At 72.0% G+C, this 14,396-nt stretch carries 11 protein-coding genes and 1 pseudogene; 7 read left to right on the top strand and 5 right to left on the bottom strand.

The genetic code is table 11. The features are described 5' to 3' along the window. Window positions 1-83 precede the first annotated feature (83 nt). The 4 genes from OG299_RS20680 to OG299_RS20665 are packed head-to-tail and all read right to left on the bottom strand — an operon-like array spanning window position 84 to window position 3,586. Complete coding sequence (locus OG299_RS20680) at window positions 84-803, bottom strand: ABC transporter permease (RefSeq protein ID WP_266627668.1); 720 nt, start codon at window positions 801-803, stop codon at window positions 84-86. Between the two features lie 14 nt (window positions 804-817). Then, window positions 818-1,729: an ABC transporter ATP-binding protein gene (locus tag OG299_RS20675; protein ID WP_266627666.1), complete on the bottom strand. Its 912-nt coding sequence runs from the start codon at window positions 1,727-1,729 to the stop codon at window positions 818-820. Next, a complete protein-coding gene (locus OG299_RS20670) occupies window positions 1,726-2,613 on the bottom strand; it encodes an ABC transporter permease subunit (protein ID WP_327362253.1) in 888 nt (295 codons plus the stop codon). Before OG299_RS20670 ends, OG299_RS20675 begins: the two co-directional genes overlap by 4 nt. Further along, entirely contained in the window at window positions 2,603-3,586 is a 984-nt protein-coding gene (locus tag OG299_RS20665) for an ABC transporter ATP-binding protein (RefSeq protein WP_266627662.1), read from the bottom strand. The genes OG299_RS20670 and OG299_RS20665 overlap by 11 nt, the downstream gene beginning before the upstream one ends. A 216-nt stretch (window positions 3,587-3,802) precedes the next feature. On the opposite strand from OG299_RS20665, the gene OG299_RS20660 reads away from it, so the two are divergent. From OG299_RS20660 to OG299_RS20645, 4 genes and pseudogenes are all read left to right on the top strand, one after another. Further along, window positions 3,803-4,660, top strand: a complete 858-nt coding sequence (locus tag OG299_RS20660; RefSeq protein ID WP_327362252.1) for a M24 family metallopeptidase — start codon at window positions 3,803-3,805, stop codon at window positions 4,658-4,660. Then, the gene (locus OG299_RS20655; protein ID WP_327362251.1) at window positions 4,657-6,456 is read left to right on the top strand and encodes an SDR family oxidoreductase; all 1,800 of its coding nucleotides are present in this window, start codon (window positions 4,657-4,659) and stop codon (window positions 6,454-6,456) included. Before OG299_RS20660 ends, OG299_RS20655 begins: the two co-directional genes overlap by 4 nt. A gap of 62 nt (window positions 6,457-6,518) precedes the next feature. Continuing rightward, window positions 6,519-6,698, top strand: a pseudogene (locus tag OG299_RS20650) (metal-dependent hydrolase); the annotation flags it as partial. Window positions 6,699-6,708: 10 nt separating this feature from the next. Next, complete coding sequence (locus OG299_RS20645) at window positions 6,709-7,623, top strand: MerR family transcriptional regulator (protein WP_266627656.1); 915 nt, start codon at window positions 6,709-6,711, stop codon at window positions 7,621-7,623. 189 nt (window positions 7,624-7,812) lie between these two features. On the opposite strand, the gene OG299_RS20640 is transcribed toward OG299_RS20645, so the two are convergent. Continuing rightward, entirely contained in the window at window positions 7,813-8,643 is an 831-nt protein-coding gene (locus OG299_RS20640) for an aquaporin (RefSeq protein ID WP_266627654.1), read from the bottom strand. A gap of 133 nt (window positions 8,644-8,776) precedes the next feature. Here OG299_RS20640 and OG299_RS20635 point away from each other — a divergent pair, with 133 nt between their 5' ends. The 3 genes from OG299_RS20635 (at window position 8,777) to OG299_RS20625 (ending at window position 14,364) form a co-directional block, all read left to right on the top strand. After that, a complete protein-coding gene (locus tag OG299_RS20635; protein ID WP_327362250.1) occupies window positions 8,777-9,316 on the top strand; it encodes an RNA 2'-phosphotransferase in 540 nt (179 codons plus the stop codon). Between the two features lie 153 nt (window positions 9,317-9,469). Continuing rightward, window positions 9,470-11,344 carry an HSP90 family protein gene (locus OG299_RS20630; protein WP_327362249.1) on the top strand — a complete coding sequence of 625 codons (1,875 nt, stop codon included), beginning with the start codon at window positions 9,470-9,472 and terminating at the stop codon, window positions 11,342-11,344. Window positions 11,345-11,346: 2 nt separating this feature from the next. Further along, window positions 11,347-14,364 (top strand): tetratricopeptide repeat protein, encoded by a 3,018-nt coding sequence (locus tag OG299_RS20625; RefSeq protein ID WP_327362248.1) that lies wholly within the window; start codon window positions 11,347-11,349, stop codon window positions 14,362-14,364. The last annotated feature ends 32 nt before the right edge of the window (window positions 14,365-14,396 follow it).

The following is a 14,396-nucleotide window of genomic DNA, read 5'->3' as shown; positions in this document are numbered from 1 at the left end:
ACTGATTTTGCCCCGTACGGCGGTGCCCCGCCCGGCCGGTGGGCCGGGCGGGGCACTGGATGCGGAGCCGGTGCAGCGGGGGCCTACTCCTCGCCCGCCAGGGTGAGGCGGCGCAGCTTCTGGCCGGCGTAGACGGTGGCACCGACGGTGACCACCGAGAGCAGGATCACCGCGGTGGGCAGGCCGACGGTGGCGTCGACGTAGCCTTCGCCGGCGACCTTCTCGGCGAGGGCCAGAGCCCACTGCTGGACGCTGAGGGTCTTCGCCCCGGAGACCAGGCTGCCGAAGAGCGACTCCCAGATCAGGGCGTAGACCAGGCCGAAGACGACCGCGTGCCGGCTGACGGTGCCCAGCAGCAGGAACAGGGCGCTGTAGGCGATCGAGGCGACGAGGGCGGCGACGGTGTAGGCGACGGCGATCTGCTGGCCGTTGCCGTTGAGGATGAAGCCGGCGATCAGGGTCGGGATCGCGGAGAAGGCCATGGTGACGGCGATCGCGACGATCAGCTTGGTCATGATGATCGTCGGGCGCTTCACCGGCTTGGAGAGCAGGTAGACGATCGAGCCGTCGTCGATCTCCGGGCCGATGGCGCCGGTGCCGGCGATGACGCCGATCAGCGGAACCATGGTGGCGAGGGCGAAGCCGCCCAGCAGGTCGGCCGCGACCTTGTCGTCCAGGCCGGTGAAGGCGCGGACGGCGAGGGAGATCACGATCAGCAGGACGGGCAGCCCGCAGAGGATCAGCGCGCGGCGGCGGCCGAGCAGCGCGCGGTAGGTGAGCCGGGCGACAGTGGGGTTGTACATGGGTGCCAGCTCCTTCAGGCCGCGACGAGGTAGGAGAAGACCGACTCGAGGGACTCGTCGGAGGGCGAGACCGTCAGCAGCCGGATGCCGTGCGCACGGGCGACCCGCGGCAGCAGTTCGGTGAAGCGGCCGAAGTCGACGGCCTGGATGCGCAGCGCGCCTTCCTTGAGGTCGATCTCGATGCCGGCGGTGGAGGGGTCGGCGATCAGGGCCGCGGCGAGGGCCCGGTCGTCGGAGGAGCGGACGACGTAGCGGTGCGGGCGGTCCGTCATCAGGCGGCGGATCTTGCGGAAGTCGCCGGAGGCGGCGTGCCGGCCGGCGACGACCACCTCGATGTGGGAGGCGAGCTGTTCGACCTCCTCCAGGATGTGGGAGGAGAACAGCACGGTGCGGCCGTCGTCACCCATGCGCCGCAGCAGGTCCATGAGCTGCATGCGCTGGCGCGGGTCCATGCCGTTGAACGGCTCGTCGAGGAGCAGCACGGACGGGTCGTGGACGAGGGCCGAGGCCATCTTCACGCGCTGGCGCATGCCCTTGGAGTACGTGGAGATCTTGCGGTCCTGGGCGTACTCCATCTCGACGGTGGCGAGCGCCCGCTGGGCGGCCGCGTCGTCGAGACCGTGCAGCTCGGCGTTGGCGACGACGAACTCCCGGCCGGTGAGGAAGTCGTACATGGCTTCGCGCTCGGGCACGACGCCGATCTGCTTGTAGACCTGCTCGTTCTGCCAGATCGGCGCGCCGTCGAGGGTGACGGTGCCCGTGGAGGGCGCGAGGAAGCCGCCCATCATGTTGATGAGGGTGGACTTCCCGGCGCCGTTGGGGCCCAGCAGCCCGGTGACGCCGGGGCCGATGTGCATGGTCACGTCGTTGACGGCGACGACGTTCCCGAACCAGCGGGAGGTGTGGTCGATGTCGATGGTGGTCACAGCCCGGCCTTCCGGTAGCGGGCCATCAGGGCGGCGTAGGAGCCGGCGATGAGGGCGAGGACGACGAGCAGGTACACGAATCCGACGCCGACCGAGGGGCCGTCTCCGCCGGGGAAGGCGGAGGTGGCACCGAGGAAGGCCGTCTGCACGCCGTCGATCAGGGTGATCGGGGAGAACAGGCCCATCCAGTCGATGGCACCGGTCGAACCGGTGTTGTACGCGATGCCCTGGACGGCGGTCACCGCGCCGTAGGGGATCAGGAGCACGGCGATGATGGCGGCGACGCCGAAGCCGCGCCGCGGCGTGAGCGCGGCCATGATCAGGCCGAGGCCGGCGAACAGCACCGAGAGCAGCAGCACGGAGACCAGTCCCTGGGCGAACCCCTTGGTCTGGTCCGCGAAGTCGAATTTGGCCAGCATCGAGCCGATCCACATGATCAGCAGCGGTGCGGCGGTGAGGATGAACAGGGCCGAGGCCATCGCCGCGAACTTCGCGAGGACGTAGTCGACGCGCTCGATGGGCCGCGAGAAGTAGAGCGGCACGGTCTTGAAGCGCAGGTCCCGGGAGACCGACTGGGGCGCCTGCGAGGCGAGGTACAGGCCGATGATCACCTGGGTGGTCAGGGCGTACGTCGTGTACTTGATCGGCAGGTCCGTGGAGCCGGGCACCATGATGGCGATCCCGTCGATGATCACCGCGGGAATGCACATCACCGCGAAGAGGAGCATCGGGAGGACCTTGGACTTGGCCGAGCGGCCGAGTCCGTACGCGCCGCGCAGGGACTGGGAGAACAGCGACTTGCGGGCGTAGGCGCGGCCGAGCCGGGCTCCCTCGTAGGACCGGTAGCCGATGTTGTGGATCTGGGTCGAGGTGTCAGGCGCCATCGGAACCGGCTCCCTTCCGGACGAGCTGCTGCTGGTCGTTGTCGCGGAAGACCTCCGCGATGTGGTGGCGGCGCTGTTCCATGCGGACCAGGCCGAGGCCCAGGTCGGCGACGGTGTCGCGCACGGTGTCGTAGGTGTCCTCGCCGGTGGCCTCGACGAGCAGGATGTGGCCGGCTCCCGGCAGGCCCTGCTCCTCGCCCGCGGCGAGGGTGATGCCCGCCTCGGCGAGCGCCTTGCGCAGGGCGGCGGTGCCGTCCGGGTGGGTGTCGGAGTCGGTGACCTCGACCGCGAGGGTCGTGGTGATCTGCGTGAAGTCGCTGGTGGAGCTGGAACGCAGCAGCTTGCCGCCGTCGACGACCACGACGTGGTCGCAGGTCCGCTCCAGCTCGCCGAGGAGGTGGGAGGTGACCAGGACGGAGATGCCGAAGTCGGTGTAGACGCGGCGGATCAGGCCGAGCATCTCGTCGCGGCCGACGGGGTCGAGGCCGTTGGTGGGCTCGTCGAGGAGCACCAGCTGGGGGTCGTGTACGAGCGCCTGGGCCAGCTTGACCCGCTGCTTCATGCCCGTGGAGTACCCGCCGATGGGGCGGTAGCGCTCCTCGTACAGGCCCACGTGGCGCAGGGTGTCGGCGGTCCGCTCGCGGGCGGCGGTGGGCGGGAGCCCGGACATGCGCGCCATGTGTACGACGAACTCGGTGGCCGAGACGTCGGGTGGCAGGCAGTCGTGCTCGGGCATGTAGCCGACGCGCTCACGGATGGCGCTGCCATGGGTGGCGACGTCGAGTCCGAGCACGGCAGCGCGGCCCTCGGTGGCGGGGGACAGTCCAAGCAGGATCTTGATCAGCGTGGACTTGCCGGCTCCGTTGGCACCCACGAGGCCGGTCACTCCCGGCCCGATGTCCAGGGAGAGCCGGTCGATTGCGGTCACTCGGGGGTACCGCTTGCTCAGGCTTTCGGTCGCGATGACAGTCACGGCACCGACGTTAGTGGCGCCGGCCGTGCCGATCGTCAGACCTGGAGCGTCATCCCGTCTCCGCCTTCAGGACTACAGACCCTGACGAAAGGCTGATGCGGACCGGACAAGTTTGTCCACAGGTCTGTGCACGGGCCTTGACGTGATCTCCGGTCATTGTCACATTCATCAGTGTCAAGTTACGGGCGGGTACGGCTCTACGGACGGACGGCTGTCATGGCTGGGGACACCAGGGAACGCACCGCGCAACTCTCGGCGGACCTGCGCGGGTTCAGGGAAGTGCAACGCCTCTCGTACGAGTGCGCGGAGACCGTCGCGGCCCAGCTGCGGCCGGGGGTGACCGAGCGCGAGGCGGCGCGGATGCAGCGTGAGTGGCTGCGCGAGCGCGGCGTGCGGGACTGGTTCCACCTGCCGTTCGCGTGGTTCGGGGACCGCACCGCCTTCGCGAACTTCAAGATCCCCCTGCAGTTCTTCCCGACGAACCGGAAGCTGGAGCCGGGGATGCCGTTCATCCTCGACATGGCCCCCGTCCACAAGGGGTACGCGGCCGACATCGGGTACTCGGGCAGCCTCGGCCTGAACCCCGTACAGGACCGGCTCATGTCCGATCTGCGGGTGCACCGCGAGCTGATCCTGGAGCAGGTCCGCGAGCGCCGCCCGCTCCGCGAGATCTACGAGAACGTCGAGCGGCTGATGATCCGCCAGGGGTATGCCAACCGGCACCGCGCCTACCCCTTCGGGGTGATCGCCCACAAAATAGACCGGGTCAAGGAGCGGCGCTGGTCCCCGACCGCCTTCGGGTTCGGGACGCAGTCCCTCAAGGGGCTGGCCTCCGACGCCCTGCACGGGCACCGCGAGGGCTGGTCCCCGCTGTGGAGCCCGTACCACTTCTCCGACCACCCGCCGCAGCCCGGCCTGTGGGCGGTGGAACCGCACCTGGGCTTCCGGGGCACCGGCGCGAAGTTCGAGGAGATCCTGGTCGTCACCGACTCCGGGGATCCCGAGGAGAGCGCGTTCTGGCTGGACGACGATCTGCCGCACGTGCGGCGCTGGGCCGAGGAGAGGGCAGCATGAGCGACATGGGCGGAGCGGACGGCGTCAAGGGGACGGGCCTCGCGGGGGCGCGCGAGCGCCGCGTGAGCACCGGCGGCATCGAGCTGTGCGTCGTCGAGCTCGGCGACGCAGACCAGCCGACCGTGGTGCTCGTGCACGGGTACCCGGACAGCAAGGAGGTCTGGTCCGAGGTCGCAGAGCGGCTGGCGGCCCGCTTCCACGTGGTGCTCTACGACGTACGCGGCCACGGGCGCTCCACGGCGCCGGTGCCCCTGCGCGGCGGCTTCACCCTGGAGAAGCTGACCGACGACTTCCTGGCGGTGGCGGACGCGGTCAGCCCGGACCGGCCGGTGCACCTGGTCGGCCACGACTGGGGCTCCGTACAGGGCTGGGAGTTCGCGACGGTCGCCCGTACCGAGGGCCGGATCGCCTCCTTCACCTCGGTGTCGGGTCCCTCCCTGGACCACTTCGGGCACTGGATCAAGAAGCGGATGGCGCGGCCCACCCCGCGCCGGGCCGCGCAGCTGCTCGGCCAGGGCGCCAAGTCCTGGTACGTGTACATGCTGCACACCCCCGTACTGCCGGAGCTCGCCTGGCGCGGGCCGCTCGGCAAGCGGTGGCCGAAGATGCTGGAGCGGGTGGAGAAGGTCCCGGCCGGCTCCTACCCGACGGCCTCGCTGCCCTCGGACGCCGCGCACGGAGCCTGGCTCTACCGCGACAACATCCGGCCCCGGCTGCGCCGGCCGCGCCCCGACGCGTACGCGCACGTACCGGTCCAACTGATCACCCCGACCGGGGACGCCTTCCTCTCCGAGCGGCTCTACGACGATCTGGAACTGTGGGCCCCCGACCTGGTGCGGCGCACCCTGCCCGCCAAGCACTGGGTGCCGCGGACCCGGCCCGACCAGCTGGCCTCCTGGATCACCGAGTTCGTCACCGCCCGGGAGGAGCCCGCCACCCGGGCGCCGGAACAGAAGGCTCCGGGCCGCTACGCCGACCGGTTCGGCGGACAGCTGGTGCTGGTCACGGGCGCCGCCAGCGGCATCGGCCGGGCCACCGCGTTCGCCTTCGCCGAGGCCGGGGCCCGGGTGGTGTGCGTGGACCGGGACGCCGAGGGCGCGGTGCGAACGGCCGACATGGCGCGGCTCGTCGGGGCCCCCGAAGCCTGGGGCGAGTGCGTCGACGTCAGCGACGAGCAGGCGATGGAGAAGCTCGCGGCCAAGGTCGCCGCCGAGTACGGAATCGTGGACGTCCTGGTCAACAACGCGGGGATCGGCCTGTCGGGACCCTTCCTGGAGACCACCTCGGAGGACTGGAAGAAGGTCCTCGACGTCAACCTGTGGGGTGTCATCCACGGCTGCCGGATCTTCGGCCGCCAGATGGCCGAGCGCGGCCAGGGCGGACACATCGTCAACACCGCCTCCGCCGCCGCCTACCTGCCCTCCAAGACCCTGCCCGCGTACAGCACCTCCAAGGCCGCGGTGCTGATGCTGAGCGAATGCCTGCGCGCCGAGCTCGCCTCGCAGTCGATCGGGGTCTCGGCGATATGCCCGGGGATCGTCAACACCAACATCACCGCCACCTCGCGCTTCGCCGGGGTGGACGCGGCGGAGGAGAAGCGCCGCCAGGAGCGCTCCTCTCGGCTGTACGGGCTGCGCAACTTCCCGCCGGAGAAGGTCGCCGACGCGATCCTGCGGGCCGTGGTGCACAACGAGGCCGTGGTGCCGGTGACGCCGGAGTCCAAGGGCGCCCTGTGGATGTCCCGGTTCGCACCGGGCGCCCTGCGACGGCTCGCGAAACTGGAACCCCGGCTGTGAACGGGGCGGCGGAGCCGGTCCCGGCGCCGGGCGGGGGCGGGGGAGCCGGGCCGCGGCTCCGCAACCGCACCGCACGGCTGCTGCCGACGCGGAGAGAGCCCGGCACGGCCATATCCCGCTACTTCCGGCAGTCGTACCATCCCTCGCAGGAGGGCTCGCTGCGCAGGGCGGTCGAGTACCTTGCGGCTTCGCCTGCCGCCCGGGCCGCGGCGGCCGCGGGCGGCCGAGCCGCCATGTCGTAGGGAGCCGGGATTGTCAGAACAGGCGGTGGCCGAGTACCGGATCGAGGATCTCGCGCACCACAGCGGGGCGACGGTGCGCACGATCCGTGCGTACCAGGACCGCGGGCTGCTGCCGAAGCCTGAGCGGCGGGGCCGCTCCAACGTCTACCGGGACACGCATCTGGCGCGGCTGCGCCAGATCGCCGACCTGCTGGACCGCGGCTACACCCTGGCCTCCATCAAGGAGCTGCTGGAGGCCTGGGACGCCGGGCGCGGGCTCGGCGGCGTGCTGGGGCTCGTCGCCGAGGTGCACGGACCGTGGACCGACGAGGAGGCCGCCCGGATCAGCCGGGCCGAGCTGAACGAGCGGTTCGGCGGCCGGCCCGACGACGACGCGGTGGGTGAGGCGTGCGAGCTGGGAGTGCTGGAGCGGATCCCGGGGCGCCCTGACGATTTCCTCGTGCCCTCCCCGCAGGAGCTGGCGGTGGCAGCCGAGCTGTACGCGGCCGGGGTGCCGCTGTCGGCGATCACCGGGCATCTGCGCGAGCTGCGCGGGCAGGTGGAGCACATCGCCTCGCGGTTCCTCGAGTTCACCACCGAGCACGTCTTCGCCCGCTACCTCGGGCAGGTCCCGCCGACGGACGCGGACGCGGCGGAGGCGGCGACGATGGTACGGAGACTGCGGCCCCTGGCCCAGCAGACGGTGGACGCCGAGCTGGCACGGGCGATGCGGCTGTTCGCGACCCGGCATCTGCAGAGCCACCTGGGGGCGGCCGGGACCCCGCAGCCGTCGGGGCCCGCATCGGTGCCACTGCCGGCCGAGACGGTACGGGCGGTGCAGGAGCTGGTCGGCGCCGAGCACGTCGGGGAGTTCGTCCGGGCCGCGACGGAGCGGGAACTGCAGGCCCGGACGATGAACGAGCTGGCGCGCCGGGGCGGCGGGTAGCGGCGGCGGGTAGCGACCGCCACGCGCCGGGGCGGCGGACAACGACCGCCGCCGTCCGGTGACGTCGGTCGTTAGTCCACAGGGCGGATCACTCGTTTGCCCTCAAATCCGACCCAACCAGCTGTGGACAAGTCGGTGTTGCCTGTGGGCAACCCTGTGGAAAGCGGTGTGGACGGCCCCTCGGACGGCTCAACCGACGGTCTCGTAGGCAGCGTTCACGGGACCGGCCGGCTCGATACCGCTGGCGCTTGCGGCGGAGTCGGGCGGGCTGACGGACACCGGCGCGAGGGCCTGCGCACCGGCCGCGGGGCCGGCCGGAGCGTCCTGCGGACCGCGCCCGGCGCTCCCGTAGAGGAGTGCGGCGAGGGCCAGGCCCAGGACGCCCCCGATCAGCTGGGCCGCGACGAATCCGGGCAGCGACTGTGGGGCGATGCCGGTGAAGGAGTCGCTGAAGGCGCGTCCGATGGTGCCCGCCGGGTTGGCAAAGGAGCCGGACGAGGTGAACCAGATCGCGGCGGCGATGTACGCGGCGACCGCGGCCGGGATCAGTTTCGGGCGCCCGATGCGCTCCAGGCCCTGGATGACGAGGACGAGCCCGGCGGTGGCGACGATCTCGCCGACGAGCAGGTGGCCCCCGCCGCGGATCTGCGTGGAGAAGGTCCCGGGGGCGTGGCCGAACATCACCTCGGCGACGACGGCGCCGGCGATGGCCCCGGCGGTCTGGGCCGCGGTGTAGACCAGGGCCTCCCGGCCGCCGAGCCCCTCGCCGCCGGTCCGCCGCGCCCACCAGGAGGTGAGGGTGACGACCGGGTTGAGGTGGGCTCCGGACAGCGGTCCGAAGAGGGTGATGATCAGCCCGAGGCCGATGGCCGAGGCGAGCGAGTTGGCGACGAGGGCGACACCGGCGTCCCGGCTGAGGTCGGAGGCCTGGATTCCGGAACCGATCACCACCACGAGAAGGCCGGCGGTACCGATGAGCTCGGCGACCGCACGGCGCGGCAGGGAAGCGTGGATTGTCATGGGTTCTCCCCCTGGGCAGAAGTTCAACGGAAAATATATTCCGTATCTTGGAAGTGCGATAGAGGGTGTCCGGGGCCGGCGGAGCGGCAAAAAATCGCTGCCCGACCCCGCTCCGACGCGGCAAGCTGGGGCCATGGACGACAGACGCACCGTGAAGGTGTCCAAATACGTCTCGAAACATCTGCGGCATCAGCCGGAACGCATCGGACTGGTGCTCGATCCCCAGGGCTGGGTGGAGATCGACGATCTTCTCCGCGCGGCCGCCTCCCACGGCTTCCCCGTCAGCCGCGCCGAGCTCGACCACGTCGTCGCCGCCAACGACAAGCAGCGGTTCGCCGTCGACGGCAGCCGCATCCGGGCCAACCAGGGCCACACCGTTCCCGTGGACCTTGACCTGCCGGAGGCCGAACCGCCCGCGTACCTCTACCACGGCACCGTCGCCGCAGCCCTGGACGCGATCCGCTCTGAGGGGCTGCGCCCCATGGCCCGCCACCACGTGCACCTGTCCCCCGACCGGGAGACCGCGACCCGCGTCGGCGCCCGGCGCGGCCGGCCGGTCGTGCTCAGCGTGGATGCAGGTGCGATGCGCACGGCCGGGCACGTTTTCCGGATCAGCGCCAACGGGGTGTGGCTGGTGGACGCCGTACCGCCGCAGTTCCTGCGTTTCCAGTAGCGCCGGCACCGGCGCCGCTCGGCTGCGCCCTCTGCGCCGGAATTCACGACGAGATTGTCAGATCATCCCCCTACTCTGTTCCTCATTCCGATCTGTGAGGGGGGTACCTCGCGATCGCCGAACCATCCATGCGAGCACGCGAGGTGACGCCCCGTGACGTCCACATCCCCTTCCCCTTCCCACTCCGCCGACCACTGCGACCCGTCGGCCAACAGCTTCCAAGTCGATCTGCGCGGCCTGGTCGACCTGCTCTCCCACCACCTCTACTCCAGCCCGCGCGTCTACGTCCGCGAGCTCCTGCAGAACGCGGTGGACGCCGTCACCGCCCGCCACGCACTCGACCCGGAGGCGGAGATCCGCATCCGCCTGTCGGCGTCCGCGGGCCGGGTGACCATCGAGGACAGCGGTATCGGCCTGACCGCCGCCGAGGCCCACTCCCTCCTCGCCACCATCGGCCGCAGCTCCAAGCGAGGCGGCGACCACGGCCTCGAGACCACCCGCCGGGAGTTCCTCGGCCAGTTCGGCATCGGCCTGCTCGCCTGCTTCGTCGTGGCCCGCCAGATCCGCGTCATCACGCGTTCCGCCCGCGACCCCCAGGCCGCGCCCGTCGAATGGCTGGCCACGGACGACGGCTCGTACACCGTCCGCGAACTGCCCGACGAGGCACGCCGGGAGCCCGGGACCACCGTCATCCTCCAGGCCCGCCCCGGCGCCGAGGAGTGGACCGTCCCGGCCAGGGTCGAGCAGCTGGCCCGCGACTACGGCTCCCTGCTCCCGTACGACATCACCTTCGACGACGGCGAAGGCGGCGAGCCGCGGGCCGTCACCGACCGGCCCGCCGTATGGGACCGTCCCTTCCCCACCCCCGCGGCCCGCCGCGTCGCGCTCGCCGGCCACTGCGCGCAGCTCTTCGGCTTCACCCCGCTCGACAGCATCGACCTCGACCTGCCCGTCGCCGGGGTGCGCGGAGTGGCGTACGTCCTCCCCGAGCCGACCAGCCCCGCCCACCGGGCCGGACACCGCGTCCACCTCAAGGGCATGCTGCTCACCGACCACGCCGACAACCTCCTGCCGGACTGGGCGTTCTTCGTCCGCGCGGTCATCGACACCGACACCCTGCGGCCCACCGCCTCCCGCGAGAACCTGTACGACGACGAAACCCTGTCCGCCGTACGGGAGGCCCTCGGCGCCCGCGTCCGGGCCTGGCTCGCCGAACTCGCCGCGAGTGAACCGGAGCGTCTGGCCGCCTTCCTGGGCGTCCACCACCTCGGCGTGAAGTCCCTGGCCCGGCACGACGCCGAGCTGCTCGGCCTGATGCTGCCCTGGCTGCCGTTCGAGACCAGCGACGGCTCGATGAGCCTCCAGGAGTTCACGGCCGCCCACACCGAGATCCACTTCACGCGCACCGTCGAGGAGTTCCGCCAGATCGCCCCGATCGCGGCGGCCCACGGCCTCGGCGTCATCAACGCCGGATACACCTACGACGCCGACCTGCTCGCCCTGCTGCCTTCCATACGGCCGGACCTCAAGGTCTCGGAGCTGGACGCCGGAGCCGTCACCGAGCGGCTCGACCCGGTCCCGACCTCCGCCGAACTCGCCCTCGCGCCCTTCCTGTCCACGGCGCGCACCCGGCTGGAACCGCAGGGCTGCGACGTGGTGCTGCGCGCCTTCCAGCCCGTCTCGGTCCCGGCGCTCTACCTCGACGACCGCCAGGCCCGCCAGGAGCGCGACCGCACGGCCGCCCTGAGCAGCGCCGACTCGCTGTGGAGCGGAATCCTCGGGGCGCTGCGCGGCTCCGCGCCGCGCGCCCGCCTGGTGCTCAACCACAACAACCCGCTGATCCGCCGGATCTCGGCCCTGCCCGACGAGGCCCTGACCGGCACGGCCGTCGAATCGCTGTACGGGCAGGCACTGCTGATGTCCCAGCGGCCGCTGCGCCCTGCCGACTCCACCCTGCTCAACCGGGCCTTCCTCGGGCTCCTGGAATGGGCGACCCACTCCACCGACTCCCCGGAGGGACAGAAGTGACCATGCTGACGCACGAGGAGATCGAGCGGGGCCTGGCGGAGAACAGCGACGCCCCGAACGGGGCCGCGCGCAACGCGCACGCCGAGGTGCTCGTGGGTGCGGCGGAGGCGACCGGTGACGGGGCGCTGTTCCGCAAGGCGCTGGACAACCTGATCAACGCCTACCTGTGGAGTGCCGAGTCCTCGAAGATGCTCGTGCCGTTCGCCCGGCTGCTCCAGGAGTACGACAAAGACCCCGGCAGCTTCGACCGGTGGGCCGCCCACTCGCTGTTCTGGCAGTTCAAGTGGGTGGCCACGGCTCTCAGCGATTCACCCGAGATCCCGCTGGAGTCCGCCATCGGCTGGCTGGACGAGATGGAGCGCCGCTACCGGATAGCGGGCTACAGCGAGCGGCCGGTACGCGAGGCCGAGCTGTGGCTCGCCGACGCGATCGGCGAGGACGACCGGGCCGAGCGCGCGTACCGCGCCTGGCTGGCGGCCGACCGCGACAGCATGAGCGACTGCCACGCGTGCGAGCTCAACGGGCAGGGCGCGTACGCCGTGCTGCGCGGGGACGACGCCCAGGCCCTGGAGGTCTGGCAGCCCGTGCTGGCGGGCGAGCGGACCTGCGCCGAGGAACCCCACCGGCTGCTCGCCCACTCGCTGCTGCCGCTGCTGCGCCTCGGCCGCTTCGACGACGCCCGTTCGCACCACCTGCGCGGTTACCGCATGGCACGGGGCAGCGAGAGCCTGCTGCCTTCGGTCGGCAAGCACATCGAGTTCTGCGCCCTGAGCGGCAACGAGTCACGCGGCCTGGAGATCCTCGCCGAGCATGCCGCCCACGTGGGCCCGCTCGTCAACGTCGACGACCAGATGGCTTTCCACGGCGGCATCCTGGTGCTGCTGCGCCGACTGACGGAGCTGGGGCACGGCCAGAGCCCGGCCGTCCCCTACGAGGGCGTCCCGCGCACGGTCTCCGAGCTGTACGAGGTGCTGCGCGCGAGCTCGCTCGAGATCGCCCGGCGGTTCGACGCCCGCAACGGCACCACCCGGGTCTCGGACCGCTTCCTCGCCCGGATCGGTCGCGAGCCGCTGGTCGACGTGCTGCCGCTGGGAGTGCGCAGCACGGCCCTGCCGAAGGCTCCTGTGCCCGCGGCCGCAGCCGCCCCCGCGGCTGCGCCCGCGCCGCCCGCTGCGGGCTTCGACGAGCTGGTGGAGCGGGCCCGGCAGGCCCGCGACCAGGGGCATCCGGCCGCGGACGGGCTCTGGGCCGAGATCGGCATACGGGTGGACGCACGCCCGGAGGGTGAGGTGGACGCGCTGGTCGCCGCCGATGTGGCGGACCACCGGGCCCTGACGGCAGCCCGCGGCGGGGCCGCGAACGCGGCGGAGCTGCTGGAGGCGGTCCGCGACGCCTACCGGGCGCTCGGGCAGGCGCAGCGCGCCGCGCTCGCGCAGCTGCGGCTGGCGAGCGAGGCCGCGCAGTCCGGAGCCGAGCCTGAGCGGATCCGGAAGCTGCTGGAGGTGGCCGCTCGGGCCGCCGAGGCGCTGGATGCGGACGAGCCGCTGCGCGGGCGCCGGATCGCACTGGCGGAACTGGCCTCGATCCGCGTGGAGTCGTACCTGCGCTCGCTGGAGGCCGGTCCGGAGCACGACCATCTCCACGGCCCCGGACAGGACCACGGGCACGGTGAGCTGGCGGCCGAACTCGGCGCCTTCGTGGCAGCCCGTGCCGAGGATCTGCCCGACCTGGTGGCGGAGGCCGAGGAGATGCTGGGCCGCGTCGCCCTGTCCCAGGGCGACCCCGAGCGGGCCCTGCCGCTGCTGGCCTCGTCCGCGGCGCGCGCGGTGTCGGCTCAGCGGCCGTGGCAGGCGGTGGATCCGCTGGTGCTGCGGGCCGGTGTACTGATGTCGCTGGACCGGCCGGAGGCGGCGGAGGAGGCGGCACGCGCCGCGCTGGAGCACTCCGTGGAGGTGACCGAGGCCGAGACGCACGGAGTCGTACGGCTCACCCTCGCGGACATCCTGCTGCGCCGGGCCGACGCCGCGGCGGAGGCGGCCGAGCACGCGCTCACCGCGGCGCACTGGTTCGACCAGGCCGGTCTGACCGCCGACGGAGGGGCTCAGGCCCGGCTCGTGGTGGCCCGGGCGCATGCGCGGGAGGGCCGGAACGCCGACGCGGCGGAGGTGTTGCAGTCCACGCTGCCCGATCTGCTGGAACACGGCGAGGGACAGGCCGTGTCCGCACGGGAGTTCCTCGGCGACCTGCTGCGGCAGCTGAACGACTCGCGGGCGGCGGCCGAGCAGTACCTGCTGGCGGCGGAGGTGGCCAAGGGCTGGGAGGACACCCGCCCGCAGGCCGCCCTCGCGCAGGCGGCCGCTGAACAGCTCTCCGCCGCGAGCCTGCACCAAGAGGCGGTCGCCGCGTACGAGCGGTCCCTGGAGCTGTACCGGGTGACCGGGGACGCCCCGATTGCCGAGGTGCGGATCCTGCGCTCCCTGGCCTGGCTGGCGCCGCGGGAGAACGTCACCGCGGCGGCATGGGCACAGGCACGGGACCTGATGCACCAGGCGGCCGGGGTGGTGGAGACCGCACTGGCCGAGCACGGGGAGACCCCCGCGGCCCCGCAGCTGCGGGCCGAGCTCGCCCAGACCTGGCTGCAGCTGGCGCAGGTGCTCGACTGGCGGGTCAACTCGCTCGAGGGGGCCGACGAGGAGGGTGGCGGCGAGGACGGCGAGGACGGCGAGGAGTCGCCCGGCGCCGTCGTGGGCCGCGAAGCGGAGGTCGAGGCGCTGAGGCTGGAGGAGATCGGGCTGAGTGAGCGGGCCGCGGCCCTGTACGCGGAGCTGGGTCCGGACCATCTGGGAGACCGGCTCCAGTGCGTCCAGTACGCCGCCTGGACCGAGCAGGAGACGGGTCGCGAGGAGGCGGGAGTCGCTCGGCTCTCGGCGCTGATCGACGAACTCCGGGCTCGGCCCGAGGGGGTTCCGGAGGGTCTGCTGGAGCGTGCTCAGTCCTCCCTGGACAGCCTGAGGTCCTGACCGTCTGAGGTCTTGACCGCGATGCCCCCGTT

Source organism: Streptomyces sp. NBC_01296, from assembly GCF_035984415.1.
GTDB lineage: Bacteria > Actinomycetota > Actinomycetes > Streptomycetales > Streptomycetaceae > Streptomyces.
Note: the sequence above shows the minus strand (reverse complement) of the source record. Positions and strands in the feature narration are given on the sequence as shown.

What these genes read in the sequence shown, in the direction of transcription:
- OG299_RS20680 (WP_266627668.1), bottom strand. Translation starts at nt 803, where the DNA reads ATGTACAACCCCACTGTCGCCCGGCTCACCTACCGCGCGCTGCTCGGC.
- OG299_RS20670 (WP_327362253.1), bottom strand. Translation starts at nt 2,613, where the DNA reads ATGGCGCCTGACACCTCGACCCAGATCCACAACATCGGCTACCGGTCC.
- OG299_RS20660 (WP_327362252.1), top strand. Translation starts at nt 3,803, where the DNA reads ATGGCTGGGGACACCAGGGAACGCACCGCGCAACTCTCGGCGGACCTG.
- OG299_RS20655 (WP_327362251.1), top strand. Translation starts at nt 4,657, where the DNA reads ATGAGCGACATGGGCGGAGCGGACGGCGTCAAGGGGACGGGCCTCGCG.
- OG299_RS20640 (WP_266627654.1), bottom strand. Translation starts at nt 8,643, where the DNA reads ATGACAATCCACGCTTCCCTGCCGCGCCGTGCGGTCGCCGAGCTCATC.
- OG299_RS20635 (WP_327362250.1), top strand. Translation starts at nt 8,777, where the DNA reads ATGGACGACAGACGCACCGTGAAGGTGTCCAAATACGTCTCGAAACAT.
- OG299_RS20625 (WP_327362248.1), top strand. Translation starts at nt 11,347, where the DNA reads ATGCTGACGCACGAGGAGATCGAGCGGGGCCTGGCGGAGAACAGCGAC.